Source organism: Argonema galeatum A003/A1 (assembly GCF_023333595.1).
Lineage (GTDB): Bacteria > Cyanobacteriota > Cyanobacteriia > Cyanobacteriales > Aerosakkonemataceae > Argonema > Argonema galeatum.
Window position 1 is genome coordinate 203,447 of record NZ_JAIQZM010000004.1, and the last position, 20,043, is coordinate 223,489.

The 20,043-nt window shown below is 46.6% G+C and carries 17 protein-coding genes; 11 read left to right on the plus strand and 6 right to left on the minus strand.

The window, feature by feature from the left end; genetic code table 11:
- Positions 1–13: 13 nt before the first annotated feature.
- From LAY41_RS07045 to LAY41_RS07060, 4 genes are read left to right on the plus strand one after another with little or no spacing between them, the layout of a single operon-like run.
- Positions 14–373 (plus strand): hypothetical protein, encoded by a 360-nt coding sequence (locus tag LAY41_RS07045; RefSeq protein ID WP_249095707.1) that lies wholly within the window; start codon positions 14–16, stop codon positions 371–373.
- Entirely contained in the window at positions 373–825 is a 453-nt protein-coding gene (locus tag LAY41_RS07050; RefSeq protein ID WP_249095710.1) for an aspartyl protease family protein, read from the plus strand. The genes LAY41_RS07045 and LAY41_RS07050 overlap by 1 nt, the downstream gene beginning before the upstream one ends.
- 52 nt (positions 826–877) lie before the next feature.
- Complete coding sequence (locus LAY41_RS07055; RefSeq protein ID WP_249095712.1) at positions 878–1,234, plus strand: hypothetical protein; 357 nt, start codon at positions 878–880, stop codon at positions 1,232–1,234.
- A complete protein-coding gene (locus tag LAY41_RS07060; RefSeq protein ID WP_249095714.1) occupies positions 1,234–1,686 on the plus strand; it encodes an aspartyl protease family protein in 453 nt (150 codons plus the stop codon). The genes LAY41_RS07055 and LAY41_RS07060 overlap by 1 nt, the downstream gene beginning before the upstream one ends.
- 109 nt (positions 1,687–1,795) lie before the next feature.
- Here the strand turns inward: LAY41_RS07060 and LAY41_RS07065 are convergent, their stop codons facing one another.
- The 3 genes from LAY41_RS07065 to LAY41_RS07075 form a co-directional block, all read right to left on the minus strand.
- On the minus strand, positions 1,796–2,098 hold the full coding sequence (locus LAY41_RS07065) for a type II toxin-antitoxin system PemK/MazF family toxin (RefSeq protein ID WP_249095716.1): 303 nt from the start codon (positions 2,096–2,098) through the stop codon (positions 1,796–1,798).
- Positions 2,056–2,277, minus strand: a complete 222-nt coding sequence (locus LAY41_RS07070; RefSeq protein WP_249095719.1) for a ribbon-helix-helix domain-containing protein — start codon at positions 2,275–2,277, stop codon at positions 2,056–2,058. Before LAY41_RS07070 ends, LAY41_RS07065 begins: the two co-directional genes overlap by 43 nt.
- 105 nt (positions 2,278–2,382) lie before the next feature.
- Positions 2,383–2,910, minus strand: coding sequence for a hypothetical protein (locus tag LAY41_RS07075; protein ID WP_249095721.1), 528 nt, complete (start codon positions 2,908–2,910; stop codon positions 2,383–2,385).
- A 248-nt stretch (positions 2,911–3,158) separates the two neighbouring features.
- On the opposite strand from LAY41_RS07075, the gene LAY41_RS07080 reads away from it, so the two are divergent.
- The 3 genes from LAY41_RS07080 (at position 3,159) to LAY41_RS07090 (ending at position 8,458) form a co-directional block, all read left to right on the plus strand.
- Positions 3,159–4,760, plus strand: a complete 1,602-nt coding sequence (locus LAY41_RS07080) for a type II CAAX endopeptidase family protein (protein ID WP_249095724.1) — start codon at positions 3,159–3,161, stop codon at positions 4,758–4,760.
- 380 nt (positions 4,761–5,140) lie between these two features.
- On the plus strand, positions 5,141–7,759 hold the full coding sequence (locus LAY41_RS07085) for a heavy metal translocating P-type ATPase (protein ID WP_420840304.1): 2,619 nt from the start codon (positions 5,141–5,143) through the stop codon (positions 7,757–7,759).
- A 273-nt stretch (positions 7,760–8,032) separates the two neighbouring features.
- On the plus strand, positions 8,033–8,458 hold the full coding sequence (locus LAY41_RS07090; protein ID WP_249095726.1) for an FHA domain-containing protein: 426 nt from the start codon (positions 8,033–8,035) through the stop codon (positions 8,456–8,458).
- A 41-nt stretch (positions 8,459–8,499) separates the two neighbouring features.
- Here the strand turns inward: LAY41_RS07090 and LAY41_RS07095 are convergent, their stop codons facing one another.
- Positions 8,500–8,862, minus strand: a complete 363-nt coding sequence (locus LAY41_RS07095) for a hypothetical protein (RefSeq protein ID WP_249095728.1) — start codon at positions 8,860–8,862, stop codon at positions 8,500–8,502.
- Positions 8,863–9,052: 190 nt separating this feature from the next.
- Between LAY41_RS07095 and LAY41_RS07100 the strand changes: the two genes are divergently transcribed.
- The 3 genes from LAY41_RS07100 (at position 9,053) to LAY41_RS07110 (ending at position 12,367) form a co-directional block, all read left to right on the plus strand.
- Entirely contained in the window at positions 9,053–10,015 is a 963-nt protein-coding gene (locus LAY41_RS07100; protein WP_249095730.1) for a DNA polymerase III subunit delta', read from the plus strand.
- Between the two features lie 194 nt (positions 10,016–10,209).
- Positions 10,210–11,574, plus strand: coding sequence for an AAA family ATPase (locus tag LAY41_RS07105; RefSeq protein ID WP_249095732.1), 1,365 nt, complete (start codon positions 10,210–10,212; stop codon positions 11,572–11,574).
- Positions 11,567–12,367, plus strand: a complete 801-nt coding sequence (locus LAY41_RS07110) for a ParB N-terminal domain-containing protein (protein WP_249095734.1) — start codon at positions 11,567–11,569, stop codon at positions 12,365–12,367. Before LAY41_RS07105 ends, LAY41_RS07110 begins: the two co-directional genes overlap by 8 nt.
- 152 nt (positions 12,368–12,519) lie before the next feature.
- On the opposite strand, the gene LAY41_RS07115 is transcribed toward LAY41_RS07110, so the two are convergent.
- Positions 12,520–13,707, minus strand: coding sequence for a quinone-dependent dihydroorotate dehydrogenase (locus LAY41_RS07115; protein ID WP_249095736.1), 1,188 nt, complete (start codon positions 13,705–13,707; stop codon positions 12,520–12,522).
- 369 nt (positions 13,708–14,076) lie between these two features.
- On the opposite strand from LAY41_RS07115, the gene LAY41_RS07120 reads away from it, so the two are divergent.
- Positions 14,077–17,010, plus strand: coding sequence for a GAF domain-containing protein (locus tag LAY41_RS07120; protein ID WP_249095738.1), 2,934 nt, complete (start codon positions 14,077–14,079; stop codon positions 17,008–17,010).
- 180 nt (positions 17,011–17,190) lie between these two features.
- On the opposite strand, the gene secA is transcribed toward LAY41_RS07120, so the two are convergent.
- A complete protein-coding gene (secA, locus tag LAY41_RS07125; RefSeq protein ID WP_249095740.1) occupies positions 17,191–19,965 on the minus strand; it encodes a preprotein translocase subunit SecA in 2,775 nt (924 codons plus the stop codon).
- Positions 19,966–20,043 lie beyond the last annotated feature (78 nt).

Here is a 20,043-nt window from a genome sequence, read left to right on the forward strand (position 1 = left end):
CTGCTAAATTAATATGATGTACAACACACCAGAAGAATTTATTAGGGCAGCCGCAAAAGAGTTCGATCGCGGTGATTGGAATGCCGCCTGGAAGATAGCAACCGAAGGTCTTAAACATTATCCAGAACACGCGGAACTCCAGAAATATGCCTATATTTTGGCTCCTCCCAAGATAACATCTGTAGACCGAGGGGGTCATCCAGAAGTACAGGCAGATCACGAATGGATGAAAAAAAATCGGTTGGAGTATCGAGGACGCTGGGTGGCAATTAAAAACGGTCAGCTTTTAGCATCTGGCAAAAGTCACGATGAGGTAATCGCGCAGGTTGGGCCTGTCAAGAATACTGGTATATTGGTGACGGCGATCTACTAATGGTACTACTCTTTTCCAACGGTGATTATTTTGCAACGGGTGCTATCCCTTATGCTTATCGTCCCGCGACTGAAGGTGAGACGACAAATCGAATCATAATCCGGGCGGAGATTCAAGGCGTTCCAACTAGAGCTGTAGTTGATACTGGGGCACCTTATGTTATCTTAGCGCCGAAAGTTGCTTCAGATGCAGGAGTCGATCGCGCTTCGGCACTGGAAACGAGAACCATGTTGATTCGAGGTATGCGACTAGAGGGGTTTGTAGTTCGTTTGAATATAAAATTAGTGGCAACAGAAGGGGAGGATTTGGATGTAGACTCTACTGTGTTTGTGCCGGAGGTAGAGGAGTATTGGGGTGATTTTCCTTCTTTTATTGGATTGACTGGATTTTTAGAGAGGATTAGGTTTGCGATCGATCCAAGTACAGATACTTTTTATTTTGGTCAACTTTGAAATGAAAGAGAGTCTGTGATATAATAGACTCGATTGGTACAGAATTAACATCATGTACAACACACCAGAAGAATTTATAGTTGCTGCCGATAAAGAATTAGATCGCTATGACTGGAATGCCGCTTGGCAGATCGCAACCGAAGGTCTTAAACATTATCCAGAACACGCAGAACTTCAGAAATATGCCTATATTTTAGCTCCTCCCAAGATAACATCTGTAAACCGAGGCGGTCATCCAGAAATAGGCGCTAATCACGAATGGATGAAAAAAAACCGTTTGGAGTATAGAGGGCGCTGGGTGGCAATTAAAAACGGTCAGCTTTTGGCATCCGGCAAAAGTCACGATGAAGTAATCGCGGAGGTTGGCCCTGTCAAGAATACTGGTATACTTGTAACTGTACTTTACTGATGGTACTACTTTTTTCAAACGGGGATCTTTTTGCAACGGGCGCACTCAGATACGATTATCGTCCAGCAACAGAAACAGAAACTACAAATCGAATTATCTTTGAGGTAGAGATTCAAGGCGTTCCAACTATAGCTGTGGTTGATACTGGCGCACCCTATGTAATCTTAGCGCCAAAAGTTGCTTCAGATGCAGGGGTCGCTCCGGCTTCGGCACTGGAAAGAAAAACTATGTTGATTCGAGGTATGAGATTAGAGGGGTTTGTAGTTCGTTTGAATATAAAATTAAAAGCTCAATATGGTGAGGATTTGGATGTAGACTCTACTGTGTTTGTGCCGGAGGTAGAGGAGTATTGGGGTAATTTTCCTTCTTTTATTGGGTTGACTGGATTTTTGGAGAGAATTAGGTTTGCGATCGATCCTAGTACCGACACTTTTTATTTTGGGCAACTGTGAAAATGTCAGAAACCCGGTTTCGCAGGAGTTACCGGGTTTCTGGGAATCGCTACAAATCAAAATATCGCTGTAAAATAGATTGAGCCTGACCGAGAAGTTCAGTTTCTAATTAGCCCAACTTTTGCACCAGTCTCGACTTGTCAAAGGTCATCGGGTCAACACACACCAACAAACTATCTACCGCCAGACCATTTTCTGCTGATGACGGCACAAATACCACAACAGGAGAAATGCGGGGGTCATCAAGACGAGATGAGGTAAAGGGTAAAACTGTCACCTTGCTGCGTTGGAGATTAAACGCAGAAGCAGAAATCACTAAAGCTGGGCGTGTTTTGCGAATTTCTGTGCTTACTGATGGCTCAAACCTGACTACCCAGATGCTTTCCAATCCATAATCGCTTGGTTCTGACATTCCTCATCCCAACCTAAACCGAGTTCATCAACCAACTTACAAGCTAAAGCCAAGTCTTTATCTTCCTGCTGCTGTCGCCATTGTTGCAAGAGAGATTCAATCAGGGTGTTATGGTTATCAACCTTTTGGTCGATGTATCTCAGTAAGTCATCTGGCAAAGAAATAGAGATTTGAACCATTTGCTAGCGTTGGTCATAGCGTTGATAGTATGGTAGCAAAGATCGATGCGATCGCGCTTTGGAGTTTGGGGGGAAAGGGGCGATCGCACCCTGACTGTCTAATTATTATCGAATTTGTTGTCTTAATTCTCGCAATCTCTCAAAAGTTTCTCGTCTGCGTTGGTCATTTGCTGGTTCAATTACACTATATTGAAAACTGTCATCCCAAGCAGCCCCGAAAACAAAACCGACACGAGCAATTACTAAATTTGAATAAAATCCCGCTGGTGATACTGTTGTCGATCTCCAGGTGTCTTCGTGTAAAGTATATACTCTTGACCCTACAATCGTACCATAAAAAACACCTCCAAAGTCTCCCTGAAATAAATACACTGGTATTCCTCTTGTGTCTTGTACTCCCGATCTATACTGCTGAACAATCCCAGCAAGATTTCTGAGGGCATTATTAGAAAGTCTTGCTTCTACTTGTCTGCAATTTGTTGGGTTGTTTGGGTCGCAGACGTAGCACTGACCGTTACTGTCGCAGCGTCCAATCAATGTTGGTCTACTCAAAACTTTCTCTGTAGAAATAGTTCCTACTGTTATTGATGTAAATAACAGTAACCCGGCTTTTAATAAATGTCCGCTCTTCATATTTAAACTCCTTTCGACTCAAAACACTGGTTTATAAACGATCTTCTCAGTATCTAGTATAAAAAAAGCCCCAGTATTTCCACTCCGGGCAAGCAAATCTCGCAAATAGATAAAAAACTTAACACTCGCTCAAAAGCCCGCGTTTTTAAAGGGGGTTGAGGGTACCACTACGTAAGTCCCCTAACCGCCAAGATCGATCGCTCCCCCCAGAAATGCGCTTCAATAGGTAGGGTAGTGGGGAGATTGAGATGACACTGAAGCGGTTGATTTTAGGTTTGCTGACCATTGCGGTACTCTTCGTCGTTAGCCTTTCTTTAATAGGAAGTTGGAGTCAGCCGCAAATCCAAAGTCGTCTGGAACTGTACCAAACGAATTTTCTGCTGCACGCAGCCGAGTGGCAGGGCGAGATTGGCGAGGTTTCCAGTGGAAAATCGGCCCGTGAAGCCCTAATCGGCACTGAGCCTATCAAAGCTGCCCAAAAACAGTATCAAGAACTGCGGAAACAAGCCCAAACTAATCTGGAAAAAACCCGATCGCAAATAGAACAATTCCAGAAGCCAGACAGTACGCCTTTACCAGCTGGAGAACCACCGCTGAAAGTCACTGCAAATCCTGACAGACCTGACTATCCCAGCCAGCAACCGTTGCAGGCGTCTATAAACGAGCTGGAACAGTTAATTAATGAGTTAGACCTAAGACTGGGGATTTTACAGGCTCGACAAGGACAAACTGAGGAGGCGCTCAAGACTTGGAAAGCGCAGATCGATCGCCCTACAACTGAAACCGATAAACAAGCAGTGGCAAAAACCGCTGCGATTTTGATTGGTTTGTGGAGCAATCCACCCCGCATCCTACCAGATGCCCAGGAATTAATTCAAAAAAATTTAGACGGATGGTTCCGCTACCAGGCGTTAAGCCAACTTTATACATTCCAGCAACGCCAAGACGCGCTAGCTAAACTCCAAGCAGCAGAACAGCAGATTGCTCAGCAATCTGTGGTGAAATTAGCAATTGTGGGAGCCTTACCGACGTTAGGGTTTTTGGTAGGCGTCGGACTGGTGATTTTTTTAGTTGTGCAGCGGCTACTCAAGGGAAAGGAATCCCTGTTATCTCAGAATAGCGATGTTTCTTGGTCAACTCCGTGGGATGCCGAGACGGTTTGGCAGGTGTTCGTCGTCGGTTTTTTTGGAATCCAGCTGCTAGTCTCTATTTTGTTACTTCCTGTGGCGTTTCGGTTGCTAAATCTCCAACCCTCTACTTTTGATTTAAGGGCTAGGGTGTTATCTGTTTTAGTGAGTTACGTGCTAGTGGCGCTAGGTGGAGTGTTAGTGGTGTATTTCTCTGTGAAATCATTTTTACCTTTACCAGAGGGATGGTTTCGCTTCGATCTGCTCGGTAACTGGTTTTTGTGGGGACTCGGCGGTTATTTTGTCGCTTTACCGCTGGTGATTGCAGTGTCCCTGATTAACCAGCTTCTTTGGAAAGGACAGGGAGGGAGTAACCCGCTGTTGTCGCTGGCGCTAGAGGGGAAAGATGGGGTAGCGATCGCAATCTTCTTTGTCACAGCAGCTATTGCTGCGCCTCTGTTTGAGGAATTCCTGTTCCGAGGATTTCTCTTGCCATCCTTAACTCGTTATATGCCAGTTTGGGGCGCAATTCTGGCGAGTAGCTTGCTATTTGCCGTTGCACACCTCAGTCTTTCCGAAGTGTTGCCGCTGACAACTTTGGGGATAGTGTTGGCAGTAGTTTATACGCGATCGCGCAATCTCCTCGCTCCCATGTTGCTCCACAGTCTTTGGAATAGCGGCACTCTGTTAAGTTTGTTTATTTTGGGCAGCGGCTCTAATTAGTCTTTCGATTGCGTTCTAAGAAACCGGGTTTATGTTACTACACTTCAGGCAATTGAAAACCGCTGTATTGTAAATATCTCTGATTCGATCGCGATGTCAACTGCCAAGTACAAAAAGCTTCTCTTTTTAATGCTTCTAGGTGTGTTAGGCGGCGGTTCTTTCACTGTTTTCTCCAACATAGAGATGAACGTATTCCTGAAGGGGTAGGGATTGCTCCTAGTTCGGCTCACTGGTTTTGCGCCGATCTATCTGAGCTGTTTCGACGGTCGCGATCGCCAATCTTAAGTCGAGAACGGTTTTTTAAGAAAAGTTAACGTTTTTAAGGCGATTTCGCGTGACTTGACCTACGCTCTAAGGAGAGAGCTGCTTAGTGCTTAGGAATGGAAGTGTTGCAGTCAGTTGATGGATCTTCTAAGCCGCTGTCTCCGCAGACAGCGATATCTGGGCGGTTCGGCGCTAACGCTAACCCAACCGACCCGATGGAGACAATTACTCTGGACGTGGGAGGGATGAAATGTGCCGGATGCGTGAAGGCTGTAGAGAATCAGCTGACACATTATCCCGGCGTTGTTTCAGCCTGTGTCAATCTAGTCACGGAGGTAGCAGTCTGCGAGGTAAAAGCCGGTGCGGTTGACCCGGCTGGTTTAGCCGAGAAATTGACAGAAGCTGGCTTTCCCACTCAACCCCGGTATTCTCAAACAAGAGATTCGATCTCGCCAACAGAACGGCATCGCCAGGAAATTAAGTCTTCTATTTGGCAGATTGCGATCGCAGCTATACTGATTTTTCTATCTGGGATGGGGCATTTCGCTCAACACTCCTGGTTTGCCGATCGTACCTCAATCCTCACCTCATTTTGGTTCCACTGGGGTTTGGCAACGGCCACCTTACTGGGGCCGGGGCGATCGATCGTGGTAGATGGCTGGCGGGGATTGCGGCGACTGACACCCAATATGAATGCGCTGGTGGGATTGGGTGCTGTCACTGCTTATACTGCTAGTACGATAGCGCTGCTATTCCCCCAGTTGGGTTGGGAGTGCTTTTTTGACGAACCCGTAATGCTGTTGGGCTTTATCCTCTTGGGTCGGACGTTGGAACAACACGCCAGAGGAAAGGCTGCCGCAGCATTTGAGGCATTGCTTTCTCTCCAGCCACGGATGGCCTGTTTAATTGCCGATCCAGACGATTTGAGATTGAAGGATGAAACTGAGCGATACGTTGCTATCTCTTTCGGAGACGCTTCGCCAACGCCATCTTCTGAAACCAACCAGCAGCCTAATAATCTAAAATCCAAAATCCAAAATCCAAAATCGTTAGTCGAAATTCCCGCCTCAAGCGTGCGGGTGGGCGAATGCTTGCAGGTTTTGCCGGGAGAAAAAATACCCGTAGATGGGCAAATTATCGCTGGTAGGACAACGGTGGATGAGTCGATGCTGACTGGTGAAGCAGTCCCGGTGCTGAAGCAGTGTGGAGATCTGGTGCAAGCAGGAACGCTGAATCAGTCGGGTGCGATCGCAATTCGAGCCACCCGTACTGGCAAGGATACCACCTTAGCCCAGATTGTAGCCCTCGTAGAAGCAGCCCAAACCCGCAAAGCACCAGTGCAGCAGCTGGCAGATACAGTCGCGGGGTATTTTACCTACGGCGTTATGGCAGCAGCGGCTTTAACGTTTCTCTTTTGGTATTTTATCGGCACTCACGTTTGGCCTGATGTCCTTTTGGGGCATGGGGCATTGGGCATGGGGCATGGGGCGTTGGGTATGGAAACTACTCTTCACCAATCACCCCTTTTGTTGAGTTTGAAGTTGGCGATCGCAGTTTTAGTAGTTGCCTGTCCTTGTTCCTTGGGACTCGCCACACCAACCGCCATCCTGGTTGGCACCAGCATCGGGGCCGAGTTGGGACTCTTAATCAAAGGCGGGGATGTTTTAGAACGGGTATGCACTCTAGATACGGTGGTGTTTGACAAAACTGGCACTCTTACCACCGGCCATCCTACCGTCACCGATTGTCTTTCAGTTTCGGAACTGGGAGTGGGAGAGTGGGAGAGTGGGGGAGTGGGAGAGTGGGAGAGTGGGGGAGTATTTCTGTCTAATCTCTTGCCCAATGCCCAATGCCAATCATTACTTCAGCTGGCGGCGGCAGTAGAAAGCGGCACCTGCCATCCCTTAGCAACAGCTATTGTGGAGTCAGCCCAACGGCTGGGATTATCTATCCCGGTTGGCCAAGATTTCTACACAGAACCGGGTTTTGGAGTTCGTGCTGCGGTAGAAGGGCAGCAGGTTCTTGTCGGCACTCAGGACTGGCTTCTAGAGGCAGGAATTGCGATCGATTCCCCCCTACTAGAGCGAGCTAGAACACTGGCAGAAGCCGGTAAAACCCTGGTTTACGTGGCATCTGATGGGGTTAGCTTAGGGCTGATCGCCGTTACCGACAATCTCAGACCGGACGCTAAGGCAGCTGCCGACGAGTTGCGGCGTCTGGGATTGCGAGTCATGATGCTGACTGGTGACAAGCCCGAAAGCGCCGTAGAAGTGGCGCGGATGTTGGGACTCGACCCAACTGACGTTTTGGCGGGAGTCCGCCCCGATGGCAAAGCATCTGCGATCGCGACTTTGCAAACTCAGGGTCACCGAGTGGCTATGATCGGTGATGGAATAAATGATGCACCGGCACTAGCACAAGCGGATGTGGGCATTGCCCTGCACGCTGGGACTGACATCGCCATTGAAAGCGCTCAGATTATCCTGATGCGCGATGCCGTAACCGACATCGTGGAATCGATTCAGCTCTCGCGTGCGACTTTTAATAAAATCCGCCAGAATTTATTTTGGGCACTTGCCTACAACACTTTGGGAATTCCCATTGCTGCCGGTGTCTTGCTGCCTAGCTTAGGCGTTGTTCTGAGTCCATCAGCCGCCGGTGCAATGATGGCCTTTAGTTCCGTCAGCGTTGTAACCAACTCACTTCTCCTGCGTCGTCTGCCTTGGCGTCGGTAAAATCTCATGAAGGGAAGATTGTGGATTTCAGATTTTAGATTCAATTGAATATGAAAATCTAAAATCTGAAATTCCGGTTATACCATTTTGCGTTAGACTTGCATGGTTTCACTTGACTGAAACTCTTTCGGATCGAGAGTTACTTCAATCTAAAATCTAAAATCTAAAATGGTATTATTTCCAAGTTGACACTACCGCTTTGAGTTCATGAGAACTATTTGACGCCGGGGTTGCAGCGGCCTTTAATTAATTCATTGCAGGATAAATTATTCAATGGCTTTACCACAGGAACACAACCATCTATTAATTGTTGAGGACGATAAGGGACGCAAGGAGTTCGTACTCACTAAGTCCGCTTATTCTATAGGTCGCGATCCGGATTGTAATATCCGTCTATACTCCCAGTTTGTCTCGCGCCGTCATGCGACGTTGCTACAGCAACCCAAAAAAGATGGAAGCTACTATTACCGCATTGTCGATGGCGATGGCAAAGGTAGGGCTAGTGCTAACGGACTCATAATTAACGGTCGCAAAAGTCCAGCTCATGACCTGAAAAATGAAGACGAAGTTGTCTTTGGTCCTCAGGTGAGAGCTATATACTACCAGCTTCGGCGAGATACCATGCCGTCAGGGCCTTTAGATGAGTTTGATATCACGCTGATTAACCCCGGTAGTATGTTTGATGAGCTAGAAGAGTGAATCTTTGCGGATTCAGCTAAACTAACCCAAGCTTTGTTTGACTAAATCGTGGGTAGCTCTCCTGCTACATTTTCAACCAGTTGCCAATTGCGATTGCTTTCGATCGCCTGAGTTACCATGTCAAACATCTGGTGGCAGTGGTTGTCAATTTGCAGGGGCAATTCCTCATTTTTCATCACCAAAGTCATGCTAGTTTTTGTTGGGGTTGCGGTTGTTCGATCGATCAGCAGTTCGACAGTCACTAATTTGGGAAAGGAGACCTGCCCAGGGACTTCTCGCGCCATTATATAGTCAACGGTCTCATAAAGTATGTCCACGGGACAAGTCTTTAGAACTTCCACCAGCAATAGCCGAAGACGATCGAGGGGAAGGGCAACAGTGTACGAAGTAGTATAGCGAGCCATAGAAAACCTCCGGCCTGGGACTCCAAGACTCTCTTATGATATCCGAACCTTAGTTGAGTGTTTTGAATGATTTCCAGCTTATAGTTACAGGTTTTCTAGATAAGTATCGCACTTGCCAGGGTAAATGATTTATAGCCGGAATTTGCTCAAATAATACCAGACTGAGGCAATAATCTGATTGAATTTTTTGATGAATCCTTTTGAAAGGCTGATAGGGCAAGATCGGGCCGTAGAGTTGCTGAGGCAGGCGATCGCTCAAAACCGCATTGCCCCAGCTTATCTCTTTGCTGGCCCCGATGGAGTAGGACGAAGTTTGGCAGCTAAATGCTTTACAGAACAGGTATTTTATGGTATTAACGACAAACAACTAGCACTACACAAACGCCAACAGCTGAGCAATCATCCAGATCTACTTTGGGTGCAGCCGACTTATCTGCACAACGGAGTCAGGCTTTCTGCGGCTGAAGCTGCTGAAAAAGGGGTGAAGCGCAAGGCACCGCCGCAAATTCGGTTGGAACAGGTGCGGGAAATTGCCCAGTTTTTGAGTCGTCCGCCCCTAGAGGCTTCGCGATCGCTCGTAATCGTCGAACAAGCGGAAACGATGGCAGAGGCGGCGGCAAATGCCTTGCTGAAGACGCTGGAGGAACCGGGACAGGCGACGATAATTTTAATTGCTCCGGCGATCGAGTCTTTGTTACCTACGCTGGTGTCCCGCTGTCAGCGGATACCGTTTTATGGCTTGGATTTGGCCCGAATGGAGATAGTGCTGCGGCAGAATGGTCATGAGGAGATTTTGCAGCATCCAGAGGTGTTGGCCACTTCGGCGGGAAGTCCTGGAGAAGCGATCGCATCTTGGCAACAATTGCAAGCAATTCCCCCAGAATTATTGGCAGCAGTCAAACAGATACCGAAGACGCTTCGTAAAGCTTTAGAACTTGCTCGCCAGATTGACAAAGCGCTGGATACAGAAGCACAATTGTGGTTAATAGATTATTTGCAGCAGTGTTATTGGCAGCAATTTTTGGAAGGTAAGATTTATGAGTCGCCGTTAGAAAAATTGGAAAAGGCGCGAAAGTGTTTATTGAGTTATGCTCAGCCGCGATTAGTTTGGGAAGTCACCCTGATGGGGATGTGTCAGAAAGCTGCTTTGTAGAACAACTTGATTTGTTCCTAAGAGTTGTGCTATTATAGCAGTCACCAAGGCGATTAGGACAAAGATCCCAAAGGCAATTGTCAATCCAGCTTTTGAAATGTCCTAACCGTTGTGGCGGTTGCGGTTATATTTACTCCCTTACCGCCATAAAATCATCTATCATTCTTTATTTAATCCAACTTAGGTAACAAATAATGATAATTAAAAATTGGAGTAATATTTTAGACGGTATTTTACCAAATGAGAGTATAGAACAAGTTATTTGTAATCAATTTGCCAATCATCTGCTAGAGGATCTGGGATTCAATAATCAAGAGATATGTCCACAGTTTAAAACAGGTAATGCTGACAAAGTAGACTTTGCATCTCGTCATAACAATCAAAATGATATTTTTTTAAATTCCAAAACTAATCCATATTTACTCCTTGAAGTAAAAGCCAGAGCAACAGGAACTGGAGCCAAAATAAATCTATCAGAAGGCACTCCTCAATATTTAGCAACTAGGGAACAAATAAAAAAATATCTGCTTGCTCCCAATTGCCAAACCACTCAATGGGGGATCATTACTAATTCAGTTCATATCCAGCTATTCCGGCGACATGGTAAGGTTGTAATTCCTGCAACTCGCAGCGAGTTAATTAAAAAAAACAATATCAGTGTTATTGTTGACCAAATCAAGAATTTGATCGATCAGCCGCCCAAAGCTTTAACTGTTTGTATCTACAATAATAAAGGAGGTGTGGGCAAAACTACAACTACTATTAATTTAGCAGCTATCCTTAAAAAACAGAAAAAGAAAGTTCTTTTAGTTGATTTTGATTCGCAAAGAGACTTAACTAAATCTCTTAAACTCCAAATTGGAACTACAAGTTTATTTGACTGTCTTGCCGATACAAGCTTAGATGTTCGCAATACAGTTGTTCCTTTTAGTCCTATAGGTAAGTCAGGCAAACCTGTACCTCTGTTTGACGTTATTCCCTCAGATACTAGAATGGAAGAATACACGGATAGCAGTTTGGCCGCCAAGATTCAAAAAGGAGCCGCCAGATTGAGAGATTTACTTCAATCCTTTATATATGAATATGATTATATATTGATTGACTGCCCTACACAATGGCTATTTTTTAGTCAGAGTAGTGTTTACGCCTCTGATGTGGTTCTCATCCCCACAAAGCATAATGGGTTAACATCGCTACACAATGCGGCTAGGGTGATTAAAGAGTTTATTCCAGAAATTCAGGAACAGAGAAAAGATGGGGGGCCAATTGCACTACCTATCTTTTTTAATGGAGAAAAGATAACAGACCCTCAGCTTCACATTGCGAATTCAGAAATCGAGAAAATTATTACCGAAGAAAAAGGAAAATCTGGCTTTAATCTGCTACCATATTACTGGCCTAAAGCTAAAAAAGGAAACGTTGATAAAACTATTTTCAGTATTACCAGCTATGCAACTGTAGCCAATGCAGCTTTCTCTCATGTTCCAGCAGTTTTTATAAACACTACTGTTGCTGAACACTATTTTGGTCTAGCTAAGGAGTATTTTTTATATGGGTAAGTTTGATGACATTGGTAAGCTGATGCACTTACCACTAGATAGTATTCAATCTGAGGGTCAATCTTCTGAATTAGAGTTTATTATCAATGCAGCAGCGGAAGCTGTTTTGCAAGCTGGTGGACGTAATTGGGTTCCTGTAATTGTTAAAGAAAATGGTGATTATCAATATAAAGTAGTTAGCAACCACTTTATATATGCAGTTGCTCAAAAAGCTGAATTAGATCGAGTCTGGTGCATTGTGATTGAACCTGATGACCAAAGCATCAAGCAGGCAAAGATTCTCGCGCGAGAAGTTACTCCTAAAGTAAATTTGACTACAGCATCAAGAGACACTATTCTAGCTGCACTCAGATATTTAATTGCAGAACCAGGTAGTGCATTGAAGGGAGCGGATGTCATGGTAGCTGCTAATCGAATTGCAGCAGCTGACAGGGAAACTTGGTCGAGTTTTAACCCTATCACTACCTTGAAATGTGGCATTACTAAGGGTAAAAAATTAGATGCTATTGCTAAAGTATTTTTCTTGTCAGCACCGAAACCGTCTACGCCACCTCCACCAGCACCCGAAGTAATTAGTATTAAACGGGCATCAAGAGAAGATTTTCTTAGCCGTCTTAGCTATTTATCGAATTACAAAATAGGCGGCTTTGAAACAGTTGACCCAGAGAATGCAGCAGACGCTATCTTCACAGCTAGTAAAGGTAAATGGAAAAGTTTAAACCCTATTTCTAAACTCGAATGTGGGATTGATACGGCCAAAATAAAAACTCTAAAAACAGTGTTTAGTCTATAAACAAGATTAATACAGTTTCACATTTTAGGAGATCGCACCTTTAGCTAATCGAAGTAGGCGGGTTTCGTTTGTGTAACCGCGATTTCAATCGTCGGGGAAAAATGCTCGCGCATCCTCTGCGTAAACCTCTGCATACCTCTGCGAAAAAAAAATTACTCTTTTAAACCAACCGCCTCAGAAATATTAGACAAACCCCGTTCATCTAACTTCTGCAACAACCCCTCTAAAATCCGCCGTACCATCCACGGCCCCTCATAAATCCAACCAGTGTAAACTTGGATCGAACTCGCACCAGCTGTAATCTTCTCCCACGCATCCTCAGCAGTAAAAATACCTCCCACACCAATAATAGGAAGTTGCCCTTTAGTTTCCCGCCAAATAAATCGAATTACCTCAGTCGAACGCTGACGGACAGGCGTACCGCTAATTCCACCAGCTTCTTCGGTGATGGGGTTACCAGTTTGGGAAATCACGTCAGTTTTTAGTCCTTCGCGGCTAATCGTGGTATTTGTGGCAATAATTCCGGCTACCTGATGCGTCAAGGCTACTTCGAGAAGATTTGCGATCGCATCCCACTCCAGATCCGGTGCAATCTTTACTAGAATTGGCTTATGTCCCTGATTTTCTGACTGCAAAGCTGATAAAATCGCACTTAGCCCAGCAGCGTCTTGGAGCGATCGCAAACCTGGGGTATTTGGTGAGGAGACATTAACTACAAAGTAGTCACCCAATTCTTTCAGCAGGCGAAAACTTCCCAAATAATCAGATGCAGCGTCAGATAAGGGTGTTACCTTAGATTTACCTAGATTAATTCCTATGGGAATCAGTCGGGGACGCCCCTGCCAAGTCGCTTCTAGCTTGCTGCTCATGACTTGGGCACCGTCGTTGTTAAAACCCATGCGGTTCAATGCTGCTTTATCCATTGGCAAGCGAAACAAGCGGGGACGGGGATTCCCAGGCTGGGCCAGTAAAGTTACAGTCCCCAGTTCAGCAAAGCCAAAACCAAAACTAGACCAAATGCCAGAAGCTTTACCATTCTTATCAAACCCAGCGGCTAACCCTACCGGGTTTTTGAAGAGTAAGGGCGTAACCTTTTCGTCGCCCTTCTCCCCCCAGATTTGGGGGGATGGGGGGGCGGAGTCCCACAGTTTTTGTTCCAAACGCGGATCTGCGATCGCACAAGATCGTTCTAGTTGGTTTCGCACCCAGCTGACGGGAAAGCGATAAGCATTACGATCTAACCAGCTTAAAAATTGAATGGTTTCCTGATGTAACCATTCGGGATCGCTCTTTAAAGCATCAAATAAAAGAGGACGTAAACCTAATTGATATATATCCAAGGCTCTTAGATTAGGGGAGGGGGCAAAGGGGGTTAGGCGGCTATTGTAAATTTCAGCTTTGAGATTTCAGATTTCACATTTATTTTAAATCTAAAATATGAAATTCTTTCGCCCTTCCCCTTCCCCTCTTCCCCTAGCCCCTAGCCCCTAACCCCTAGCCCCTCTGACCCCTAGCCCCTCTTCTTTAAAATTGTCAATTCAAAAGGTTCTTTCGTGTCAAATACTCTGTAGGGACACGGCATAATCAAATCTTTTGTATGACCGACACATTTATGACGCCGTGTCCCTACAACCGAAAGACCAATTCAAAGCAAATCTAAAATCTAAAATCTAAAATCTAAAATTCTTCTAGCCTTTCTATAGCAGCAGATGAGTCAGCAGCAAAAACCGAATTCTGACGATAAAAAACTTGTTAGCTTGGGGCGTGTCCTCCAGACCCTGCGGGAAGAGGATAATGTCGATGTTTTGATTGAAACGAGCCTCAATTACCTCCAGACTGAATTTGACTACAGCCTAATCTGGATTGGTTTCTACGATCGCTTAGATCATCGCATTTTGGGCAAGGGGGGGATTGCGCCTGGTGGCGACATCAGCTTTTTGAAGCAGCGAATTTTCCTCGGTCCAGGGGATCTTCTGGAGCAGGTGGTGATTCAGTTAAGACCGATTGGGGTGCCGGATTTACGGCAAGAAACGCGAGCTGGGGAGTGGCGCAAGGCGGCGGCAAATTTCGATATTAAGGGAACGCTGATTTTTCCGATTCGGTATCGCGATCGCTGTTTTGGGGTGGTGATGCTGGGTTCGGGCATTTGGGGAATCTCGCCTCGTTCGGAGGAGAAGGCGCGACTCTCTATGCTTTTGGGAGGATTGGGGGCGTCTCTCAATCAAATTGAATCTGATTGGAACCGCTCCCGAACTAAGCGACCGGACGAGCCGATGTTCCGAATGCTGGAGCGGTTGCAGGAGAACGGGACTGTGTTGCAGAAGTTGGAGATGGTGGTGGCGGAGGTTCATCAATTTGTATCGCCAACGCGGACGAGCGTTTACTGGTTTGAGCGGGAGCGACGCTATTTCTGGCGGCGGATGAGTAACCGAGCTACTACTGGTGGTTTCTCTGAGGGGTCTGCTAAGGCTTCTGGGATTACGGTGCAGGAGTCTGGTGGCTTTTATGATGCTTTGGTGGCGGATCGGATGGTTTCGATCGGAGAAGCCCAAAGTTCTCTGAAGGCTGATGTTACGAGCAGGTTATTGCAGAGGTTGGGTGTGAGGAGTTTGCTGGCGTCTCCGATTTGCTTGGGGGATGAGTTGCTGGGATTTTTGGCGGTGGAGGGTAATGAACCCCGGATTTGGAAGGAGGAGGAGAAGAGTTTTGTCCGGGGTACGTCTCAGTTAATTGCTTTGTTTTCCCCTATTGAACGGATGGAGGCGACTATTGAGCAAACCAAGGAAGACCAGTTGCTGACAACTCAGATAGCAACGGCTGTTACGACTCAGGAGGATTGGCAAAAAACTTTAAAGGTTTGTGCGGAACGGCTGACGGCTCGGCTGCGGGTGGATCGGTGTTTGGTGCTGGTTTTCAATTCTGATGAAAAACGATTTGAGGTTTGTTATCAGAGCCAGCCGGTAAATCGGCGACCTTTAGGTGTGGCGCTCAGGGGGGGAGAGGGGGAAGGGGGGTCTAGAGGGGGGTCGGAAGGTACTTTTTTCCTGCCGGGATTGAGTGATGTGGATTGGCAATTGCTGGAACGGAGTGCTGAGGCGGTGGGTGTTGAGGATTTGTCAACGGATTTGAGGTTTGTTGTTTGGCGCGATGGGTTTTTGGAGGGGGGGGTGCGATCGCTTTTGGCGTGCAATACGAGTTTAAAACGCCCGCTCACAGGACTCCTAATCGTGACTGGCGAAAATCCGCGTTCTTGGACTGCGGCCCAGCGAGAAATTTTCTCTTTGGTGAGCCAACAGGTGGGTCTGGTGCTTAACCAGTGGCGATTGCTGGAACAAAATGATGTCCAACAAAGGGGTTACGATTCTCTGCAATTGGCTTTGAGTTCTATGCAGGGTGCTACAAGTCTCTCTGGGATGGAGGGGGCGGCTTTGCGATCGATGCTTTTGATGCTGGAAGCTCCGGTTGCTGCTTTGGTTACTTGGTCTGGGGGAGATGAGGACGGTCGTGTGGTGACTGAGGGGGCGACTAATTCTCTTTTTTGCATCGATTCAGATTTTGTTGTTCCGATACGCAGCGATGAGTTAATTCAAGAGGCGCTTGCTACTGATGGCTTTTTGGTTAAGGATGTGACAACTCTATCTTCTCTTAGCCGAAACTGGATTTCTGGTTCTGGCATTAGGAAGGTTCTGGTTATGGCTTTGCGGACTTCGTGGGATTATGCTCCGACGGGGGTGGCTGTGGTGGTGGCGGGGTCGGTGGGTGGTTGGCGATCGAGTGTTTTGCCGATGTTTGGTTTGTTGGTTTCTCAGTTGGCTTGGTTTCGTCGGTATATGATGCTGACCGTTTCTTTTGGGGAGGATCGGCAGGAGTTGCAACGTTTAAATTGGTACAAGCATCGTTTAATAGAAGATTTATATGTTAAAGGTTCGGGGGTGGAGAAGGGTTCGGCGAATGCTCTATTGTCTATGCCTTATGCGAGGAGTTCTATTTCTCATCTGCTAGCGAAGGGGTTGTGGAATATGGGAGGCGATTTGCTCCCGACGGAGGACGCAAATACAAGTCTAGGAGATTCTTCTTTTTCAGGCCAGCGAGATTCCATTAGGTTAACGAGTTTGCTGTTGCGATCGCTCGATCGGATTGATGACCGGATCAAACAAAAGGGAATCTGGACTCAGGTACACGATGCTGGCGGTGAGAATGCGCTGATCGCTAATTTTGGCAATGATGTAGATATTCTCAAGGTGGAGTTGGTGCTTTATGAGGTGTTGATGGCTGCGTGCTCTAGGGTTAAGAGTGGCGGACGGATCGATATTTGGTATCGCCAATTCGGGAAGGGAAATAAATCTGGCATTGGGCGCGATCTTGAGGAACAATACCCAATGCCAAATGCCCAAGCTCCAAGGGGCGATCGCTTTATAGAACTGTCCGTTACAGACGATGGAGTTATTGACCCCCAACTGATTGCGGAGCTTGAAGAGCTAGTACCTTCCGACGATCTGGCTCCTTCCACTCTAGCGAAACCCCCAGGACTGCACTTGCGGATTTGTCAATCTATTCTCAGACGGATGGGAGGCGACCTTAATTTCTACCAAATGGATGACGGTCGCGTTCTCAGTCGCCTGTTAATTCCTCTGAAGAACTAAACAAGTCAAAGGTCAAAAGCCAAAAGTCAAAAGAAAAAGGAAGCAAGAGGCTATAAAAATCAAAGGTAAATAAAAGTGAAAAGAAAAAATAGTTTTTTTCTTTTCACTTTTATTTACTTTTCTGCTTTTTAGTCTCCCTTTATTTTTTTTGACTTTTGAATGAGTGACTTTTGACTTTTATTACATTTGGGGTTGGAACTGGAACAACGAATAGACGACGTTGCGGCGAATTGCTGTCATCATTTCCAGGAAGGTTTCGTATCCCTCGCTCTTATATTCAATCAGCGGGTCTTTTTGGCCGTAGCCGCGCAAACCGACGCTTTCCCGGAGGGCATCCATCGATTGCAAATGTTCGCGCCAGAGGGTGTCGATTTGCTGCAAGATGAAAAAGCGTTCGGCTTGACGCATCAGTGCTGGTTGTATTTGTTCTATCTGGGCTTCTTTGAGGTCGTAGGCGATCCTTACTTGCTCGTGGAGGAAGGCTTTTATTTCCCCTACCGACAAATCTTCTAGTTGATTTGGTTCCAAATCGGCAAGCAAATAAACAAATTCTTTCACTTTGCCGACGAGTTTGCCCAATTCCCATTCTTCTGAAGGCAATTCTGGATTGACGTAGGCATCTACGATGTCGTCCATCGTTTTTTCGGCGTATTTGATGACTTGTTCTTTTAAGTCTTGACCTTCCAGGACGCGGCGGCGTTCGGCATAGATGGCGCGACGCTGATTGTTCATCACTTCGTCGTATTCAAATACTTGTTTGCGGATGTCGTAGTAGTAGGTTTCTACTTTTTTCTGGGCACCTTCTAGAGAGCGGGTGAGCATACCGGATTCGATCGGCATATCTTCTTCTACTTTAAAGGCGTTCATCAAACCGGCGACGCGATCGCCCCCAAAGATCCGCAATAAGCTGTCTTGCAAACTCAAGAAGAATTTGGTAGAACCTGGGTCTCCTTGTCGTCCGGCGCGTCCCCGCAGCTGGTTATCGATCCGGCGAGATTCGTGTCTTTCTGTACCAATGACGTGCAAACCGCCTAAACGTACTACTTCTTCGTGTTCGCTGCTGGTGTAATGTTCGTAGGTTTCTTTAATTAAGTTGTAAACTGACCTCAGCTTTTGGATGGCGAGGTCGTCGGAGGGGGCTTTTTCTGAGGCGACTGCTACTTTGTCTTCGGCTTCTAGTTCCGGTAGACTGCGTTCTCCATACTCGCCGACGGCGAATTCTACGGCGTCTTTGAGCATTTTTTCGGTTTCGCGAGAAAGTTCGATCGGGAAAATTTGTGGAGACGCCTTCCAAGTCTTCACTTTTTTACCGGGTGCAAAGCCGACGCCGCCACCACGGTCGGATTCTGTCCCAGGAACGCTCTTGAGTGCAAATTCTTCTTCATCTAACTGTACGATCCGGGGCATGAAGTATTCTCGCAATTTCAGCCGCGCCATGTAGTCGGCGTTACCGCCCAAGATGATATCCGTGCCGCGTCCAGCCATGTTTGTGGCGATCGTCACCGCGCCTTTGCGTCCGGCTTGGGCGATGATTTCCGACTCCCGCTCCACATTTTCTGGTTTGGCGTTGAGGAGATTGTGAGGAACTTTTAGCTGGTGCAATAAGGAACTGAGAACTTCCGATTTTTCGACGCTGGTAGTACCTACGAGGACTGGGCGACCGAGTTCGTGCATTTGGGCACATTCATCTGCTATAGCCTGCCATTTCGCCTGCTCTGTTTTATACACTACATCGGACAAGTCTCGCCGACCTGTAGTCCGATTTGTCGGGATAATGGTGACTTCCAGCTTGTAAATCTTTTCAAATTCTGCTTCTTCTGTCTTGGCGGTGCCGGTCATACCAGCTAATTTGGGATAAAGCAGAAAAAGGTTTTGATAAGTAATAGTAGCCAGAGTCTGCGTTTCCGGTTGAATCTCAACCCTTTCCTTCGCCTCTATAGCCTGATGCAATCCGTCGCTCCAACGCCGACCTGGGAGTACGCGACCCGTAAATTCATCCACAATTACTACTTCGTCGTTGCGGACAATATAGTTTACGTCGCATACAAATAATTCCTTGGCTTTAATGGCGTTAAAAATGTAGTGAGCCCAAGGGTCGTTGGGGTCGTACAAGTCGTTCATTTCCAAGAGTTTTTCGGCTTCGGCAAATCCTTCATCGGACAAGATGACGTTACGAGCTTTTTCGTCTACTTCATAATGGTCTTCTTTGTTCAACGCTGATGCTACTTGTGCCGCACGCATATACTTTTCGCTGGGTCGTTCCACCTGTCCTGAGATAATCAGGGGGGTGCGAGCTTCGTCGATTAAGATTGAGTCAACTTCGTCAATCACGCAATAGTTAAAGGGACGCTGCACCACTTCTGACATTGATGTGGCCATGTTGTCCCGCAGGTAGTCGAAGCCGATTTCGCTGTTTGTGGCGTAGGTGATGTCGCACTGGTAATTTTTCTGGCGTTCTGGGGAGGCCATGCCGGATTGGATTAGCCCTACGCTCAATCCCAGGAAGCGGTGGATTTGCCCCATCCATTCGGCGTCTCGTTTGGCTAGGTAATCGTTGACGGTGATGATATGTACGCCTTTGCCGCTGAGGGCGTTTAGGTAGGCGGGGAGGGTGGCTACAAGCGTTTTGCCCTCGCCGGTTTTCATTTCGGCGATTTGTCCTTTGTGGAGGATGATTCCGCCCAACAGCTGCACGTCAAAGTGTCTCATTCCCAAGACGCGGCGACCTGCTTCCCGGACTACGGCAAATGCTTCGGGGAGGATTTCATCCAGCAGTTCTTTCTCTTCGGTGAGGGTTTTGGCTTTGGCGAGGCGTTGTTTGAATGCGGCTGTCTTACCGATTAGCTCTTGATCGGAAAGGGCTTCTATTTCTTCTAATACGTTGATGTCGGCAACGAAAGGTTTGTATTGTTTGAGTTTACGAGCGTTTGGATCGCCCAGCAAAGTTTTTAGCATGGTAGGGGGAGTGGGTAATAAAGTCAAAAGTCAAAAAAATATGGTCTAGTAGGTTGTGGGAGTAAATTTCAGATTTGA

Excerpts from the sequence above, each read along its gene's own strand:
- LAY41_RS07100 (WP_249095730.1), top strand. The coding sequence starts at position 9,053 with ATGAATCCTTTTGAAAGGCTGATAGGGCAAGATCGGGCCGTAGAGTTG.
- LAY41_RS07105 (WP_249095732.1), top strand. The coding sequence starts at position 10,210 with ATGATAATTAAAAATTGGAGTAATATTTTAGACGGTATTTTACCAAAT.
- LAY41_RS07075 (WP_249095721.1), bottom strand. The coding sequence starts at position 2,910 with ATGAAGAGCGGACATTTATTAAAAGCCGGGTTACTGTTATTTACATCA.
- LAY41_RS07055 (WP_249095712.1), top strand. The coding sequence starts at position 878 with ATGTACAACACACCAGAAGAATTTATAGTTGCTGCCGATAAAGAATTA.
- LAY41_RS07120 (WP_249095738.1), top strand. The coding sequence starts at position 14,077 with ATGAGTCAGCAGCAAAAACCGAATTCTGACGATAAAAAACTTGTTAGC.
- LAY41_RS07110 (WP_249095734.1), top strand. The coding sequence starts at position 11,567 with ATGGGTAAGTTTGATGACATTGGTAAGCTGATGCACTTACCACTAGAT.
- LAY41_RS07045 (WP_249095707.1), top strand. The coding sequence starts at position 14 with ATGATGTACAACACACCAGAAGAATTTATTAGGGCAGCCGCAAAAGAG.
- LAY41_RS07095 (WP_249095728.1), bottom strand. The coding sequence starts at position 8,862 with ATGGCTCGCTATACTACTTCGTACACTGTTGCCCTTCCCCTCGATCGT.
- LAY41_RS07080 (WP_249095724.1), top strand. The coding sequence starts at position 3,159 with ATGACACTGAAGCGGTTGATTTTAGGTTTGCTGACCATTGCGGTACTC.
- LAY41_RS07065 (WP_249095716.1), bottom strand. The coding sequence starts at position 2,098 with ATGTCAGAACCAAGCGATTATGGATTGGAAAGCATCTGGGTAGTCAGG.
- LAY41_RS07085 (WP_420840304.1), top strand. The coding sequence starts at position 5,141 with ATGGAAGTGTTGCAGTCAGTTGATGGATCTTCTAAGCCGCTGTCTCCG.
- secA (WP_249095740.1), bottom strand. The coding sequence starts at position 19,965 with ATGCTAAAAACTTTGCTGGGCGATCCAAACGCTCGTAAACTCAAACAA.
- LAY41_RS07070 (WP_249095719.1), bottom strand. The coding sequence starts at position 2,277 with ATGGTTCAAATCTCTATTTCTTTGCCAGATGACTTACTGAGATACATC.
- LAY41_RS07090 (WP_249095726.1), top strand. The coding sequence starts at position 8,033 with ATGGCTTTACCACAGGAACACAACCATCTATTAATTGTTGAGGACGAT.
- LAY41_RS07050 (WP_249095710.1), top strand. The coding sequence starts at position 373 with ATGGTACTACTCTTTTCCAACGGTGATTATTTTGCAACGGGTGCTATC.
- LAY41_RS07060 (WP_249095714.1), top strand. The coding sequence starts at position 1,234 with ATGGTACTACTTTTTTCAAACGGGGATCTTTTTGCAACGGGCGCACTC.